This window comes from Paenibacillus sp. 2TAB23 (assembly GCF_052115165.1).
GTDB lineage: Bacteria > Bacillota > Bacilli > Paenibacillales > Paenibacillaceae > Pristimantibacillus.
On the sequence record NZ_JBFRGD010000027.1, the window covers coordinates 1 to 17,074 of the forward strand.

Sequence of the window (17,074 nt, forward strand, 5' to 3'; positions counted from 1 at the left end):
CCGCTCAAGTGCTTCTTCTACGACCTGTATTCTAAGTTCGTCAAACTTGCTGTGCTGTACTTTCATACGAACAACCTCCAGCTAATCTAATTGTATATTTCATAGCGTGAAAGTGTCCAACTTAATTAGGGGGCATTATAGCTACATTGTAAATTGTACAATAAAATGCTGCTCATCTCTGTTATTCAGTACGATAAGGAGGCAAACTGTTGCACAAACTGCAGGGTAGGCTTGAATAATCGTTAAATGATCCACTTCTATTGCATTAAGTACAACGCAGCCTTCTCAACCTTTTACAGCTCACGCAGTCATGCCTTTCATAACCTGCTCCTGAAAGGCTGGATACGCGACGATAGTCGAAATAACAGCAAGCGTTATCGCGGCCATCTTCGGCTTGTAATCGGTCGAATAGCCCGTTGCGAATATCGATAGGCTGAGTGGCAATGTCTTGAGGCTTGGATCGCTGATAAAGACGAGCGCGAACGAGAAATCATTCCAATATCCCAAAAAGGCGTAAGGCGAGAATGCCGACAGTTGCCAGTGAAGGCAGGGACAGCGGCTCAAAAAATGGAAGCCTTTTTTGTGCAGGGAAGTACGTAGCATTCTTACAATCGTGCTACGAGGAGTGCGAAATCGCACTATAATAGAAGAGAAACATATAATCTCCGTATTTAAAAAGATGAATGAGCGTAACTATTACGATATAATAGGAGCAATTATGATTTTTTCAAAATACAGACATACAGGAGACTTTGCGATGACGAAGCATGTAAAGCATATTCCGATACATTTGTTGTCAGGCTTTCTTGGAAGCGGGAAGACAACGCTGCTAAGACGTTTGCTGGATTATTATACGGCACAGGGCATGAAGCCGGCTGTCATTATGAATGAGCTTGGCGATATTAATCTTGACGGCCAATTGGTAGGCGACGAGGTGCCGATGGCTGAGATGCTAAGCGGCTGCATTTGCTGCACGATGCGCGGCGATCTCGGTGTAGAGATCAGCATGCTTGTCATGGAGCATCAGCCGGATGTCATATTTATTGAATCTACGGGAGCGGCGAATCCCATGGAGACGCTGGACGGGGTAACGGAAGCAGCGATGTATCAAGCAATCGATCTGCGAAGCGTCGTTACGGTCGTTGACGGCCCCGAGCTGCTTGCCCGCAGCCGAGACGGCAAAGGTCGCACGTTCAAGCTGATGCTGGAGCAAATACGCTGTGCGACTGTGCTGCTTCTCAACAAAGTAGATAGGCTGGAGCCGGAGCAGCTTGTTGAAGCCCAGCAGCAGCTCCGGGAGCTTAACGCTCATGCGCAAATTATCGCAACCGTTCGCTGTGCTATTGACGATTGGAGCTGGCTGGATGCAGCTGAGCATACTTCAGCCCCGCCAAGCAATCATGCGGTTGAAGGCATAACCGTTAACGAGGGAGCTGCTTGCTCGGTTAATGGAAGTACGGCCGATCATCACCTTGAAGACGACCATGACGATCATCAAGGCGTTCAACAAGGCGTTCATCAAGGCGTTCATCAAGACGATCATCAAGACGATCATCAAGACGATCATCAAGGCGTTCATCAAGGCGTTCATCAAGGCGTTCATCAAGACGATCATCAAGATGATCATCAAGACAATCATCATGGCGACCATCACCATACCGAACACCACCATTCGCATGACCATGTTATGGTCGTGACGCATTATTGGCAGAAACCAGTAAATAGCGAAGCCTTTGAAGCTTTGCTGCAGCGGCTGCCTGCAAACATTTATCGGGCCAAAGGCATCGTTACGTTCACGGACGCGCCAAGCCGATTTCTATTCCAATACGCCTATAAGGAATCCGATTTTATGAGAATTGATCCGCAGGGCCATGTCAATGACGTAGCCGTATTTATCGGGGAGCATTTCTCCAAGGCTTGGCTGCTGAACGAGCTGAAGCAGCTCGAGCAGGAGACTGCTTCAGCGTCCGGTGAGCTCCTGTAGGAATCTGTCGAAATCTGCTGATATCATGTCTATCCACGTGCTTGCTTGGGCAAAATAATCCAGAGGGGACTTCCGTAGTCCTTGCATCACGATTGCAATGGAAAGGTGTGGCTGCAGTATGTTTAAAAAATGGTTCATTCCGATTGTATCGCTGGCTGTTCTGTTTTCGGCTGCTCCCGTCTGGGCTTCGAAGTCGCTTTCGGCTTTGCCAACCGGATTATTGATGGCCCAGCATCCCAAAGAATCCGATATGGATCAGGATCATAAGCATGGCAAAGGGAAAATGACGCGCAAAGACTTTGAAGCTTATCGGCTCGAGAAGCTGAAGGAAATAGCAACCTACTTCGGCATTCAAGCCGAAGGTAAAACCGCCGAGCAGCTGAAGAAGGAAGTCGAAGCCGCGAAGCTTGCCAATAAGGATAAATGGGAAGCGTTCAAGGCAGAGCATCAAGCAAAGAGGCTTGAGCATTTGCGCGACATTGCCAAAGAGCATGGCATCCAAACGGAGGGCAAGACGTCTGACCAGCTGCGCGAGGAGCTCTACAAGCTGCACGGCGGCAAAGGAAAACGTCCGCATCGCCTTGAGGATCATGATCGCGCGAACCAAGAAAATAACAAAGAGCAGCAGAAGGACAAGCAAAGTCAGGTATAAGCCCATTCGCGAGGCTTACTAGCCTTCGTTTCGGCGGTGAATACTCAGCACCAGTTAAAGGGGTCCAGCCATCAGGCAAGACCTCTTTTTCTTGTGCCGATTGACATGTTTTAACAGGCGTGCGTACTTCCGAAATGAGCATGGAATAAATTACCTCATAATTTGCAATACAATAGGTGCAACCGACTCTTGCTAAATCGAAATATGCGGAAATTAGTAGTTTTATGTCGAATTATATAGGGTAAATATCCTAATTTTTCATTGTGTTTGCTCCGAGCTGTCAAGTATACTAGAACCACATCATAAATGGACAAATGACGTCGATTTAGCTTTCTCAGACAACAAGGGGCTGACATATATTATGAGGAAGATTAGGCTAAGCATCGCACAAAAACTAATATATTCATTTGGCCTTCTTGTCCTTCTCTCGTTCGGACTTCTGGTATTCGCCCACCTCGTTAAGCTATATCACTCCAATCTTCGCGAAAGCGAGCTTCAAGCACAAACAGAATCAATGGCTTATATTTATCCTTTCGCTAGAACGATGGATCAAACGACGACTATGCTCGAAACGCTCGAAGCCTGCTTGCTCGAGCTCCAAAAGAATCAATTCCACAATCGGGAAAATGCGATAACCTTGCTGAAGGAGGTTCTTGCGGATAATCCCGAGCTGCTGGGTGTATACACGTTATGGGAGCCGAACGCCTTCGACGGCAATGACGCTAATAATAGAAATAAGAACAGCTATGATGACGCAACGGGCCGTTTTATTCCTTATGTGGTTCGTGAGAATGAATCGATAAACGTATTCGCACTAGAGCATTACGAAGATAAAGAAATGGGTAGGTTCTATCAGCTTCCTAAATTGACGAAGTCATTCACGCTTTTAGAACCGTATCCCTATGAGATTAACGGACGGTTGATATGGATGACATCGCTTGTACTGCCGCTGCTGGACGAGCAAGGCCGGTTTTTAGGCATCGTTGGGGCAGATCTATCGCTGGACTCGCTGCAGAAGCAAATAGAGAAGTTTCACCCGCTCGGCGGCTACGCTACTATTGTTACGACGGAGAACCGTTATTTGGTGAATGGAAGAAACGCTTCGCTCATCAATACACCCTATCAGCTCTGGTCAACTAACGATGAGCTGGAAGCGATGAAGGGGACGTCGTCGCGTATTGCCTATACGTCCGACCCGAGTGAGAGCGGAACGGTACTGCGCATGTTTTATCCGATTCTGATCCACAATGTGCTTTGGCATATTGAGACCGTCATACCCAAGAAAAACATGTTGTCTAATTATTATAGCAGCTTATGGGAGTCCATTTTAATTACAAGCGTTGCGCTGCTCTTTATGGCTGCAGCCATGGCTTTCCTCGTTCGCAAAATTATTTTGGTCAATATCCATAAGGTGGTGCGGGCAACCTCGGCATTTGCGGCCGGGAGCGGAGAGCAGCGGCTGAATATACATACGAATGACGAGTTTGAATTTATGGCGCTCCATTTCAACAATATGCTGATGCAGCGCAAGGAAGCCGAGCAGGTCATTGAGTATCAATCCACCCATGATTTATTGACGGGCTTGCCTAATCGTTACGCCTATCACATCTATATGGAGGAGCAATCGACCAAAAGACGGCATCAAGACGGTCATTACGCACTCCTTTTCATTGATCTCGACCGTTTCAAAATGATTAATGATACGCTTGATCATGCGATGGGAGACCAGCTCCTCATGCAGATGGCGGATCGAATCGTTTATGCGGTTGGCGCTGCAGGCCGCGTATTCCGCTTCGGCGGGGACGAGTATATCGCGCTTCTGGAGGACGTGCCGCATCTACACTTAGCAGCGCATACAGCCGATGCGATTTTGAAGACGATTTCTGCGCCGATTCAGTTGAAGGACCGTATGTTCTACATCACGGCGAGTATCGGAATCAGCATACAGCATGAATGGACGCCGGCTGCGGCGGACAAGCTCATTAAAGAAGCCGATATCGCGATGTATGTAGCGAAGAAAGAACATAATTCGAGCAAGGTATACACGGCATCTATGAATGACGTGACGAAGCGGGAGCAGCTGCTCGAGAGCTCCATGTCTCAAGCGCTGGAGCTAGGGCAGTTCATGCTTTATTATCAGCCAAAAGTGGAGGTTGCGACCGGCCGGATTTATGGGGCAGAGGCATTGATTCGCTGGAGTCATCCGGAGCTCGGCATGGTTTCACCGCTGGATTTCATCCCGATCGCCGAGAAAACGGGCTTCATTATTCCTCTAGGGGAATGGGTGCTTTATACGGCCTGCCAACAAATGAAGGAATGGGAACGAATGGGGCTGCCGCAGCTCTCAGTGAGCGTGAACATGTCGATGATTCAGTTCCAGCAGAAGCAAATCGTCCATACGATCGAGCGTATCCTCACGGAAGCAGGCATTCGGCCGGAGCAGCTTGAGCTGGAAATTACCGAGTCGATATTTATGGACAACGCCGAGCATACTCTCACCATCCTGCATGAGCTTAAGCAGCTTGGCGTCAAGCTGTCGCTTGATGATTTCGGTACCGGGTACTCCTCGCTCAGCTACCTGCAGAACATCCCGCTGCATACGCTGAAGCTGGATAAATCATTCATTAGCGGCATTGTAGATGATTTCAAGAAACAGATGATCTTCAAATCCGTCATCGTCATTGCCCATAATTTGAATTTAAACGTGGTAACTGAAGGCGTGGAAACGCAGGAAGAGCTGGAAATCATTTGCGGTCATCAATGCGACGCCATACAAGGCTACATTTACAGTCCGCCAGTGCCGGCGGGAAGATTCGCGCAGTTATATATGGAACATAATAAAAACGGCTGATACGGCGCCGCCTCTCATTTCGAATGGAGGCGGTTTTTCTATGGATACAGGCATACAAATCGTTTGATAAAATAGTTTTAGGCGGAAGCTGTTACAAACTGCACAAAAGCATCGTCTTCCTTATAGCTTGAGCATGAAAAGGTGAGGGGGTAAATGGAATGGAACATTCGGCGCCGGAATTGTTTCGCGAACAATTTAATCAGCACTATCCTACGGTTAGGAGAAAGCTGCTTGCTCTTATTCGCGATGAAGCAGCAGCCGAGGATCTTGCGCAGGAAACCTTTTTAAGGCTATATCGCAATCCTCCAGACAATCCAGAAGCGATTGGGGCATGGCTTCACCGTGTATTAACGAGGCTTGCCTATGATTATATGGATAAGAAGGCGCGGGAACGCGCATTGAATCAGAAACAGGAGCAAAGCATGCTGGCAGAACCGCAAGCGATGCAGTCAGGCGAGCAGCAAGCGCTCGACAAGGATGAGCAGGAGCAGCTTCGAAGCTGGCTCGATACGCTGCCCGAACGCGATAAGCAGATGCTGCTGCTCCGTTATGAAGGTTACAGCTATGCCGAGATTGCGGAGCAGCTGCAACTACGACAGCCCCAAGTAGGGACGATGCTGCGAAGAGCGGGAGAGCGGCTGAAGCGGCATGCCCAGCACGCGGAGAGTGTTTATTCGCAGAAGTAATACGGGTAAGGTAAAAACCTTTTAGGAGGAGTGCGGAATGACGAGCAATGAAGGCTTGAATAAAAAAGAGCAGGAACAGCTATCCGCTGCATGGGCGCGGCTGGAGGGGCAATTGCAGCGCACGGAGCAATCGCCGTTGTGGCAGCAATGGGAAGCACAGGCATCGAGCAGCCATGAGGAGCATTCAAAGGAAACAAGCGTCTTCCAGGCGCAGGCCTCTCGCGAGTCTCGTACGGTAAGCGTTGAAGCCAAGCTTCATTCTCAAACGAACAACGTGCCGCTTGGAAGAGCGCATGCATCGCGGAATGAATGGACTGGCAAGCCGGGTAGGAGCGGAATGGTAAGTCGTTGGCTGAGAAGAAACAAGGGTAAAACGGTCGCCGCATGCGCTGCCGCTTTCATTACGTTAATGATCGCGCTGCCTACGACCAATGAGGCGCTGGCAGCATGGCTCAATACGTTCCGCATGGATAACGTGATGGTCGTAAACGAGGATGATCTAGAATCGCTAATGTACAGCTTTGTTGGCGAAGGAGAGGCGCTGGAGTGGAATAACCGTTTCGGCAGCTTCGAGAGGAAGTCAGAAGGAAGCTTTGGCGCGCTCACCGCTGAGCAAGCAGCTGAAAAGCTTGGTTTTCCGATACCGGCGATTAGCGTTTCGGAGGAGCAGCAGATCGATATTTCCTCTACGGCAGCCCAAACCTTTGTTTTCCGGCTGAACGTAGAAGAAATTAACGGAGCGATGAGGCGCCTCGGGGCGGATAAGCTGCTGCCTGAATCAGTGGATGGCAAGGCTATCTCCTTCCAGGCGGGGCAAGGGGTGAATATTGCTTACCGCCAGGTAGAAGAAGGAACTTCGAAGCAAAGCGTGCATGTCTCCTATATGAAGGCGCCAAGCATTGACGTAGATTCATCGGTCGACGTGAAGGATGCCTATGAAGCGATTATTCGGTTTCCGGCGCTGCCCGATCATTTGCGCAACTCGCTTCAACAGGCTGTCAATCTGGAGAATGGCGAGCTTCCTATGCCGGTTATTTCGAATCGAGCAGCAGAGAAGATTGCCGTCAAAGGAGTTGACGTTTATTTGGAGGAGCCGAATGCAGGTCAACCCAGCGTGAACGCCATTTGGCTGCAGGAAGGCATGGTCGCGAATGCATACTTCAGCGGCTACACGGACAAACAACAAATCGTTGCGATGGTGTCGGAGCTGATTCATCCATGAGCGGGTTTGCGATAGAAACCAATCAATTAACGAAGGATTACGGCGATGGCCGCGGCTGTCATGGCGTAACGCTAACCATTAGAGAAGGGGAAGCCTTTGGCTTCCTCGGACCTAACGGAGCGGGAAAAAGCACGATTGTCAAAATGCTGACGGGACTAATCAAACCAACCTCAGGCAAAGCTCGAATCTATGGCCATGCTTCCGGAACCATTGAAGCAAGGCGGAGATTAGGCTATTTGCCTGAGCTTTTTCGGTATCCGGATTGGCTGACCGGTGAGGAGGTGCTTGCTTTTCATGCGAAGCTGTGTGAGCTGGATAAGGTGGCGGCAAAACGCCGGATTCATCAGCTGCTGGATGAAGTAGGCATCGGCAGCAGAGAGCGCGACCGGCTTAAAGGCTATTCGAAGGGGATGCAGCAGCGGCTTGGGCTTGCATGCGCGCTTCTCGGCGATCCGGATATCGTTTTTCTTGACGAGCCGGCTTCCGCACTCGATCCCGTTGGCCGGTATGAGGTTAGGGAACTGCTTGCCAGGTTAAGAGGGCAAGGCAAGACGATATTTTTGAATTCGCACTTGCTGGAGGATGTGGAGCAGCTTTGCGATAAGGTTGCTCTGCTTAATAATGGTCAAGTTTTGTTAGAGGGCAAGGTCAGTGAGGTGCTCAGGCAGCAGTCAATTTGGCGATTGCGCGTTAATGGATATACCCCCCTCGCCGCTGAGCGGATTCACCTGATGCTGGGTACGGCCGCCGCAGTCTCGGAAACGGAAGCTGGAGACGGAACGGTATGGATGGAGCTCGAGCTTGAGCATGACGAGCAGATCGGATTGATTAATTATTTACTAATTGAGCTTGGGATGACCATCTATGAGGTCGGTAAAACGCAGTCCAGGCTGGATGAGTGGTTTGTGCAGGCGGTTACGGGCTTGGAGCATAGGGGGGAACGCAGATGATCGCGGTATGGGGATTAACATGGAAAGAGCTTATTCGCAAGCGAGTGACCTTAATGACGCTCATTATGACGATTCTGTTTTGGATCGCTTATTGGTTTTTGGCCGGTGCGATTGCAGGCGGTGAAGTGCATGTGGTTACATCACTGAGCCTGCTTGAGAATTTTACACGCAGCGCGATGATTTTGACGCTCGGCTTTTTTTTCGGTGCGTTCGCGGTTGCTTTTCTAGCGATATTCAGCTCAGTCGCCGCGATAACGGGAGAAGCAGAAACGGGGGTGCTTCAGTCGGTGCTGGCGAGGCCGATCAAACGATGGAAATGGTTTATGGGCAGATGGCTAGGCTTTGTTAGTTACGTTGCGATTTATGCGAGCTTGCTGTTTGCTTCACTGCATGTCATTTGCTGGGTACATACCGGCGTCTTCTTTCGTTTTGAAGAGCTCCTTCCATCGCTTGGTTTGTTTCTTGCTGTTATACCTTTGCTTGTTTCCTTAACGATGGTTGGCTCCTGTTATATCAGTCCGCTGGGCAACGGAATTTGGATGACGATGCTGTACGGGATGGGCTGGCTTGGCAGCATGATCGGAAGGTTTATGGCAACCGGGCGACTGCATATAAACGGAATGGAGACGCTGGAGACGCTTACCGGTTTAATAAAGCTGGTGATGCCGGCAGATGCGCTGCAGCAGCGGATGCTGAGCGAGCTGTTCTCCATTTCGGAGCTTAGCGGGCTGTACGACTTGAACAGCGAGCTTAGCTATTTTTCGGTAAACGGGGCTGCTTCCAATTCCTTATTACTTTATAGTGCGGTATACGTAGCGGCGCTGCTGGCGGCAGGGCTGTTGATCATGCGGCGAAAAGATTTCTAAAGAAGACTGCCTCTCATAGGACGGAGGCAGTCTTTTTATTTAGGTCGTCCACTGGGAGTGGACAATTGCGCTTACATACCAAAACCCGTTCGATTCCTCGAGAACAAGGATCAGGCTTTCCCAATCCATGCCTTCATATTGAGGGTCAAAGCCGCTGAAATGATAATCCATGACATAGCTGCCAGGGAATATTTCCTTGATATTGACCATCATATTGCCCGTTCCAATGATTTGGTCGGCACCTACTTTCTCAGCATGGAGAAAGTCCTTGTCGTATACGAACTTGTCATAATATTGCTTGAAGGTGAGATCCATCGGCTCGCCGGAGCCGTCGTAATCGCCAAAGTGATAGACCGTTGGATCTGTCAGGTCGGGAAGCTCGGCTGCCGGAAATACTTGGGCTGAAGCCGTATCAATATGTGCATACGGAGAGAATAATAAGCCTTTATCTGGATGAATATAGGCTGCGAGGCGATCGAGCTTCTTCTCCTTAAGCGAGGAGATGATTGCTGCTGCGGCTTCTTTAGGCGATGCCGCCTTCTGCGAGTCATCATCGCTCGGCTTTGCAGCAGTACTCGCTTTGGGCGATGGAGTAGGACTATTCTGGACCGTTTGGTCAGCATTCGTTTGACACGCTGTCAGCAGCAGCAGTACGCAGGTTATGATGAGTTTCTTCATAATAGGGTCCTCCATTATGTTTATTGGTTACCTTCTTATTACCCACTCAGACGTGAGTTTCCGTTAAAAGTTGCAGGGTACTTGTGGACTTCGCCGCGGTCTGTTAAACTGAAAATGTTATTTAGTAAATTTATTAACTAAACATGGAGTGTGGCATGGCGACGATAAAGGATATTGCGCAGGAGGCAGGCGTTTCAGCCGCTACGGTATCAAGGGTGTTGAACAATGATACAACCCTCGCGGTCAGCGAGGAAACGCGGACTCGTATATTTAGCATTGCCGAGCAGCTGCAATATAAGCCGTCCAGGCTGCGAAGAATGAAAAAAGACGAACAGCTTTCCCGCCAGCAGATCGGTTTGCTGATGTGGTCAACGCTGGAGGATGAGCATGAGGATCCTTATTTTTCTTCCATCCGCAAAGGGATCGAAACGCGCTGCGAGGAGCTTGGCATCAGCATAATCAAGGTGCTTCGCGGCAACAGCAAAGTGGACATCCAGTCGGTTCATGAGCTCGACGGCTTGATCGTCGTTGGCTCGATTGACGACAATGATGTCAACCAGATTTACAGCAACGCTAACCGACTCGTTTACGTCAATCATTCAGGCGAGCTGGATGAATATGATACCGTCAAGCTGCATTTCGAGCAAGCGACAAGAGCGGTTATCAAGCATCTCACCCAGCTCGGGCATGAACGAATCGGCTATATTGGCGGCAGTGATTATGTCCATCGCTTGAGCCGTCAGTACGAGGCGGTAGAGGTTGAAGAGCCGCGCCGTATTTTTTTCGAGCGGATCATGAGAGAGAGCGGCTTATACGATGAAAGCTGCGTGATGAAGTCCTATTGGTCATCGAACAGCGGGTACGAGGCGATGCATCGGTTGCTGCAGCAGGAATCGCGTCCGACCGCTTGCTTCGTAGCCAGTGATCCAATGGCAGTCGGCGCATTGCGGGCTTTGCATGAGCATGGCCTTCGCGTGCCTGAGGATATGGCTATCGTCGGCTTTGACGATATCGAAATCTCCGCCTATCTCAATCCGCCGCTTACGACAGTACGCGCGCATACGGAGCATATGGGAAGATCGGCAGTACAGCTGCTGCTTGAGCGGATTGAAGGCAGGGAAGCAGCTGTTCATATGACGATCAACACGACGCTGATTGTCAGGGAAAGCTGCGGCAGCGCGAAGAGCGAGCATGGAAACTAGCATATACATTACTTGGGAGGTTATTGATTTTGACTATTCAGTATGATCAAGAACGTTCATTGTTCCATTTACAATCGAAGGATACTAGTTATGTGATTCATATAACGAAAGCAGGCTACCCTGCGCATATCTATTGGGGGAAGAAAGTTAGGAGTGTACAGCTGGAACGGCTATTGGAGCTGAAAGAACGAGCTTCCTTTACGCCAAGCACGGAGATCGATCAGCTGGAGCTGTCGCTCGATACGCTTCCGCATGAATATCCGGCTTACGGCAATTCGGATTTCCGTATGCCTGCCTTTCAAGTCAAGCTCCCGAATGGAACGACGGTAACAGATCTTCGTTATGATTCTTACCGGATCGTAAACGGCAAACCGGCACTGGAAGGATTGCCTGCAACGTACGTGGAGAACGAGGAAGAAGCTCAAACGCTTGAAATTACGCTGAAGGACGAGCTGATTGGCCTGTCTGTCATTTTATCTTATACCGTATTTGAACAATTCGATGCGATTGCCCGTTCGGCAAAAATCGTCAACAATGGGACTGGCGTCCTCGAGCTTCAGCGCGCGTTCAGCCTTAGTCTTGATTTTGCGCATGACCGTTTCGAAATGCTTCAGCTATCCGGCGCATGGATTCGCGAACGCCATATTCACAAGCGCAAGCTTGAGCCAGGTCTGCAATCCATTGAGAGCCGCAGAGGCTCGAGCAGCCATATGCAAAATCCGTTTGTTGCTTTGCTCTCGGAAGGCTCAACGGAGGATCACGGCGATGTATACGGAGTAAATCTGGTATACAGCGGCAACTTCACAGCAGGCGTCGAAGTCGACCAATTCCATGCGGCACGCTTGTTTATCGGGATTAACCCGTTCGATTTCAACTGGAGACTAGAGCCAGGCGAGCAATTCCAGACTCCAGAAGCGGTTATGGTTCACTCCGAGCATGGGCTCGGCGGGATGTCGCGCAGCTTCCATGACCTTTACCGTTCCCGCTTGATCCGCGGCACTTTCCGCGATCAGACACGTCCGATTCTCGTGAACAACTGGGAAGCGACCTATTTTAAATTCAATGCGGACAAAATCGAAGATATCGCACGCGCGGGCCAAGAGCTCGGCATCGAGCTGTTCGTGCTTGATGACGGCTGGTTCGGCAAACGCGACAATGACGATACTTCGCTAGGTGATTGGTTCGTAGACCGCAATAAGCTTCCGAATGGGCTTGAGGATTTGGTTAGCCGCGTGAAGCGGCTCGATATGCAGTTCGGCTTATGGTTTGAGCCCGAGATGATCTCACCAGTGAGCGAGCTCTACAAAGCGCATCCGGATTGGTGCCTGCATGTTGAAGGCCGCCGACGGACGCAAGCGAGAAAGCAGCTTATTCTCGATCTCTCCCGCGAAGACGTTCAGCAGTACATCGTGAAGTCCGTTTCAGACATTCTCTCAAGCGCGCCGATCACGTACGTGAAGTGGGATATGAACCGCAATATGACGGAAATCGGCTCGGCGCTGCTGCCGGCAGAGCGTCAACGCGAGACAGCACACCGCTACATGCTCGGCCTATACGCAGTGTTAGAGCAAATTACTTCTGCTTTCCCGCATATTTTGTTCGAGAGCTGCTCGGGCGGTGGCGGACGTTTCGATGCAGGCATGCTGTATTATATGCCGCAAACCTGGACGAGCGATAATTCAGATGCGGTATCCCGCCTTAAAATTCAATACGGAACAAGCATCGTTTATCCGGTAAGCGCAATGGGCGCTCATGTGTCTGCGGTGCCTAACCATCAGGTTGGACGCATCACTTCCCTTGAGACGAGAGGGAATGTGGCGCTCTCCGGCAACTTCGGCTATGAGCTGGATTTGACGAAGTTCACGGAGGAAGAGAAGGAAACGGTGAAGGAGCAGGTTGCGCTGTACAAGGATGTGCGCCATCTTGTGCAATTCGGTGATTTCTATCGTCTGCTTAGCCCATTCGAGGGGAATGAAACGGCATGGATGTTCGTTTCCAAGGATAAGAGCGAAGCATTCGTTGTGTACGTATCCGTGCTTCAGGAGCCGAATCCGAAGCTGAACCGTCTGCGCCTGAAAGGCCTTGACCCGAATCGGGATTACAAGCTGCTAGGCGAAGAAACGGTATTCGGCGGCGATCAGCTCCTGTATGCCGGTCTTGCTGCACCGCAATTCTTCGGCGATTATGCGAGCAAAGTGTTCCGCCTGCATGCCGTAGAATAATAGGCTGCTCTCTGAGAGAGCGTGCTGATGAAGAGGACTATTTCCTGAGACCGAAGCTGGTCTCTAGGAATAGTCTTTTTTTTGCAAGAAGGGACAGGTGCTTGTATTTTCTTTGTATACGTCAGCAATGGGGCTCGCGACATGTCGCTATTCCCATTGGATTACATAAAAAAGGACATCCAGCAACGAAATGGCTCGCTGCTGAATGCCCCTCTCTTGTATCTATGTTAGTAGTTGCTCATGGCGCCTGACGCTGCCGCTGCAATAAGGATAATAGCAATAATGGCATAAATGACTAATACGATAGCGGCCCAGATTAGGGAAGCTTTGAAATAATTTTTTTTCGTGGGATTGCCTTCTCCGAACGCCCAAACAAACATCATAACGATGTTAACGATCGGGATAATAAGAATAAGGGTCGTAATCATCCATTCTTTTACGGTAATAACGGGGGACATCTGCTGTTGCTGATCGTAGCCGTAGCCCTGTACCCCAGATTGTACTGGCGGTTTTTGAAATTGATCCATTGCTTTCGCTCCTTTGATTTCCTGTTGCTGTAACATTTTGTTCACAATTTATTATATATAAAATCCCCATGTTTACAACCCTTTATTTAGAAAAAATATTATTTTATTTTTAAATATTGTATAGATTGTCCAATTTAATATGTATGAATTTAGCATGTTCTGTCGTATGTTAGATGGCACTAGTAAACTAGTAAACATTTATATTAAACATGAAACATTTTTTTAATTCTCCGAATTACCGCTTGCCCTTGACGCTGCGTCAAGGGTTATACTTTGTTCAAAGGAGATGATGAGATGGGAAATGATGGTCTATACACGATTGGAGCGTTTGCCAAGCTAACCTCTGTAACCGAACGAACGCTTCGTTATTATGACCGTAAAGGGCTGCTTAAGCCATCTTTTCGAAATACGCACGGACATCGCTTTTACACGGAAAAGGATCTTGTTGTTTTGCAAAACATCGTAACGATGAAATATTTGGATTATTCGCTAGAAGAAATAGCAGCACATATGCGCGAGCCGGGGTTGGATTTATTAAGCTCGCTTGCCCTGCAAAAGGATATGCTTCAAAAAAAGAAACAGCATCTGGAGCGCGTGCTTGATACGATTGGCCGCATGCAGCAGATTACTGAAGGTGCGGGTGAGATTGAAAAAAATCTGCTGCTGGCGTTTATTCATCATATTCAGTACGAAGAGAACCAGAAGAAGGTGCTCTCTGCGCAGCTGCCCAGCGAAATTGTCGATGCCCTTTATATGGAGCATATGCTTCCGGGCGAGCGGCTGGATATTGAACGGAAATTAACGTCCTTCATTCTCGAATTGAAAGAGCATTGTAACAGTGGAAAACAGCCTTTGGATAATGATGTGCTGGATACCGGTAAAAGGCTGGTAGCGTTCCTGGAGGCCTTCCTCTCTCCGGCATTGCAATCACTGAAGGATGAACAGATTGCGCAGCTCGAGCTGCTGAGTGATCCGTCTGCTGCTTCCGATCCGACATTGTTTTTAAGCGTGTTTACCGCGGAGGAGGAAGCTTACCTCAAGCTTGTATTCGATCATTTGGAAGTGCTGAAAACGATGAAGGAGGGCGTTCGAAATGAGAAAAAAGAGTGAGGGGAGCCGTACGGAATCTGTATATGGAGCTTCTTCATTTATCAAGCTGATTGCAAAACATAAGCCCAGAAATTTGCTTTTAGCTGCTGCAGTGGTGTTAGGGATTGGAGAGACTTCATTATCCTTGCTTATTCCTTTGTTGACCAAAAACCTAGTTGATGAGCTAGCCCTTTCAACCGTTCGAACCGCAACGATCATCGTGCTTGGCCTCGTGTTTTTTATCCAAACGGTTTTGTCTGGAATGTCCGTATATACGATGTCATTTGTCGGGCAGCATGTTATTGCGGGTCTTCGAAAGGAGCTGTGGGAAAGGGTGCTGAAGCTGCCGGTGCCATTCTTCGACCGCAATCGTTCAGGTGAAACGATGAGCCGTGTTACGAACGATACGAATGTAATTAAAGACTTTATAATCGGTCACGTCATCTCATTCTTGGGCGGATTAATCTCAATTATCGGAGGCGTAGCCCTACTCTTGTTTATTGATTGGCGGCTTACGCTGCTGATGCTGGCAGCCGTTCCGCTTGGACTGCTCGTTCTTTGGCCTTTGGGCACAAGGATGTTCGCGGTGTCCAAATCGATGCAGGAGGAGACCGCACAGTTCCAAGGGGATTTGGGACGCATACTTTCTAATATTCGCTTAGTGAAGGCTTCATTGGCAGAACCAGCTGAGCGGCATCAAGGTGGTCTGAGAATATCGCGCTTGCTTGCGTTTGGTTTGCAGGAAGCGAGAATGATGTCAATTGTTACGCCATTAATGACGACGGTGATGCTGCTCATTCTAGTTTTGTTGATTGGTTATGGCAGCGTGCGGGTATCGCAGGGCAGTTTGACGGGAGGAGAGCTTGTCGCGATTTTGCTGTATATGTTTCAAATCGTCATGCCGTTTACGCTAATGGCTTCGTTTTTCACGCAGTTTCAAAAAGCGCTGGGCGCATCTGAACGTATTTCGGAGCTGCTGCATGAGAAGGAAGAGACGGATTCCAGCAAGATGGAATCTCCCCGCGATAACCGCCCCGATGCGGGAGAAAGCCCTCTGATTGCGTTCGAGGACGTGAGCTTCGGCTATGTGGAGGACAGACTGCTGCTGAGTGCTCTTTCTTTTCAGATTAAGGAAGGGCAGGTGACTGCTATTGTGGGGCCAAGCGGAACGGGGAAAACAACCGTATTTTCTTTGCTTGAACGGTTCCATGACCCATCTGCGGGTGCAATTCTGTACAAAGGGACACCGATCACGCATTTGAAGCTGGAGGATTGGCGTCAGAGAATGGCGTATGTGTCGCAGGACAGTCCGATGATGCAAGGAAGCATTAGGCACAACCTGGTGTACGGCTTGGAAGAGACGGATGAAAAAAGGTTAGAAGAAGCCGTTCGACTAGCGAATTTAAGCGATTTCGTAAACTCGCTGCCAGAAGGCTATGAGACGGAAGTGGGGGAAAGAGGCATTAAGCTGTCCGGCGGTCAACGCCAGCGTCTCGCTATAGCTAGAGCCATTATACGGAACCCGGAAATTCTGCTGCTTGATGAAGCAACGGCTCATCTTGATAGCGATTCCGAGCAGCTTGTCCACGGAGCGCTGCAACGATTAATGGAAGGACGAACGACGCTCGTTATCGCCCATCGCCTCTCCACGATACGCGGAGCAGATCAAATCATCGTGCTGGAGGAAGGCGATATTTCTGGACAAGGCACACATGAAGAGCTGCTTAATGGCCATTCATTGTATGGAAAGCTTGTGCGACAGCAGTCCGGTGTGATGTATTGAATCACATAGCTCGTCCAAATGCGATATGCTCGATATGACTAAGTACAAAGCATGTGACTCTACTAGCATATTGAAGTGGTCTTTATTGGCAAAAGCGCGCAATTATCAAACCGGCCTTATTGCTGCTCCCATGGCGCGTCATTGAATGGGTACTCCGCAAAGCGCTGCACTGAGCCTATTCACGCAAGGACCTTTACAAGGGAACGTCTTCACCGGTTCCCTTGCTTTGCTATGTCTGCTTATCCCTGTAAACGTGCGCATTGAATTATTGTATCCAGCTATAGAATATATCTATTAAGCTGCAGATTGACTGGGTTTGAGCGCGAGTGTTAGACTCTTCTCAACATAATACCAACAAAACC

Annotated in this window: 13 protein-coding genes and 1 pseudogene; 11 read left to right on the forward strand and 3 right to left on the reverse strand. The window is 49.2% G+C overall.

Going from position 1 to position 17,074, the window contains the following annotated elements:
- Nucleotides 1–300: 300 nt before the first annotated feature.
- Nucleotides 301–559, reverse strand: a pseudogene (locus AB4Z29_RS27555) (carbohydrate ABC transporter permease); the annotation flags it as partial.
- Nucleotides 560–757: 198 nt separating this feature from the next.
- On the opposite strand from AB4Z29_RS27555, the gene AB4Z29_RS27560 reads away from it, so the two are divergent.
- From AB4Z29_RS27560 to AB4Z29_RS27590, 7 genes are all read left to right on the forward strand, one after another.
- Complete coding sequence (locus AB4Z29_RS27560; protein WP_441946182.1) at nucleotides 758–1,984, forward strand: CobW family GTP-binding protein; 1,227 nt, start codon at nucleotides 758–760, stop codon at nucleotides 1,982–1,984.
- 118 nt (nucleotides 1,985–2,102) lie between these two features.
- Nucleotides 2,103–2,636, forward strand: a complete 534-nt coding sequence (locus tag AB4Z29_RS27565; RefSeq protein ID WP_441946183.1) for a hypothetical protein — start codon at nucleotides 2,103–2,105, stop codon at nucleotides 2,634–2,636.
- A gap of 361 nt (nucleotides 2,637–2,997) precedes the next feature.
- Nucleotides 2,998–5,487: an EAL domain-containing protein gene (locus AB4Z29_RS27570; protein ID WP_441946184.1), complete on the forward strand. Its 2,490-nt coding sequence runs from the start codon at nucleotides 2,998–3,000 to the stop codon at nucleotides 5,485–5,487.
- A 158-nt stretch (nucleotides 5,488–5,645) separates the two neighbouring features.
- The gene (locus AB4Z29_RS27575; protein ID WP_441946185.1) at nucleotides 5,646–6,173 is read left to right on the forward strand and encodes a sigma-70 family RNA polymerase sigma factor; all 528 of its coding nucleotides are present in this window, start codon (nucleotides 5,646–5,648) and stop codon (nucleotides 6,171–6,173) included.
- Between the two features lie 37 nt (nucleotides 6,174–6,210).
- Complete coding sequence (locus tag AB4Z29_RS27580) at nucleotides 6,211–7,395, forward strand: hypothetical protein (RefSeq protein ID WP_441946186.1); 1,185 nt, start codon at nucleotides 6,211–6,213, stop codon at nucleotides 7,393–7,395.
- On the forward strand, nucleotides 7,392–8,345 hold the full coding sequence (locus AB4Z29_RS27585; protein WP_441946187.1) for an ABC transporter ATP-binding protein: 954 nt from the start codon (nucleotides 7,392–7,394) through the stop codon (nucleotides 8,343–8,345). Before AB4Z29_RS27580 ends, AB4Z29_RS27585 begins: the two co-directional genes overlap by 4 nt.
- Nucleotides 8,342–9,211, forward strand: a complete 870-nt coding sequence (locus AB4Z29_RS27590; protein ID WP_441946188.1) for an ABC transporter permease — start codon at nucleotides 8,342–8,344, stop codon at nucleotides 9,209–9,211. Before AB4Z29_RS27585 ends, AB4Z29_RS27590 begins: the two co-directional genes overlap by 4 nt.
- Before the next feature lie 39 nt (nucleotides 9,212–9,250).
- Here the strand turns inward: AB4Z29_RS27590 and AB4Z29_RS27595 are convergent, their stop codons facing one another.
- Nucleotides 9,251–9,889: a hypothetical protein gene (locus AB4Z29_RS27595; RefSeq protein ID WP_441946189.1), complete on the reverse strand. Its 639-nt coding sequence runs from the start codon at nucleotides 9,887–9,889 to the stop codon at nucleotides 9,251–9,253.
- Nucleotides 9,890–10,044: 155 nt separating this feature from the next.
- Between AB4Z29_RS27595 and AB4Z29_RS27600 the strand changes: the two genes are divergently transcribed.
- Both AB4Z29_RS27600 and AB4Z29_RS27605 read left to right on the forward strand, forming a co-directional pair.
- Nucleotides 10,045–11,091, forward strand: a complete 1,047-nt coding sequence (locus AB4Z29_RS27600) for a LacI family DNA-binding transcriptional regulator (protein ID WP_441946190.1) — start codon at nucleotides 10,045–10,047, stop codon at nucleotides 11,089–11,091.
- Nucleotides 11,092–11,120: 29 nt separating this feature from the next.
- On the forward strand, nucleotides 11,121–13,313 hold the full coding sequence (locus AB4Z29_RS27605; protein WP_441946191.1) for an alpha-galactosidase: 2,193 nt from the start codon (nucleotides 11,121–11,123) through the stop codon (nucleotides 13,311–13,313).
- 227 nt (nucleotides 13,314–13,540) lie between these two features.
- Here the strand turns inward: AB4Z29_RS27605 and AB4Z29_RS27610 are convergent, their stop codons facing one another.
- On the reverse strand, nucleotides 13,541–13,840 hold the full coding sequence (locus AB4Z29_RS27610; protein WP_441946192.1) for a hypothetical protein: 300 nt from the start codon (nucleotides 13,838–13,840) through the stop codon (nucleotides 13,541–13,543).
- A 294-nt stretch (nucleotides 13,841–14,134) separates the two neighbouring features.
- Here AB4Z29_RS27610 and AB4Z29_RS27615 point away from each other — a divergent pair, with 294 nt between their 5' ends.
- The gene (locus AB4Z29_RS27615) at nucleotides 14,135–14,950 is read left to right on the forward strand and encodes a MerR family transcriptional regulator (RefSeq protein WP_441946193.1); all 816 of its coding nucleotides are present in this window, start codon (nucleotides 14,135–14,137) and stop codon (nucleotides 14,948–14,950) included.
- Nucleotides 14,934–16,712 carry an ABC transporter ATP-binding protein gene (locus AB4Z29_RS27620; RefSeq protein ID WP_441946194.1) on the forward strand — a complete coding sequence of 593 codons (1,779 nt, stop codon included), beginning with the start codon at nucleotides 14,934–14,936 and terminating at the stop codon, nucleotides 16,710–16,712. Before AB4Z29_RS27615 ends, AB4Z29_RS27620 begins: the two co-directional genes overlap by 17 nt.
- Nucleotides 16,713–17,074: the final 362 nt, after the last annotated feature.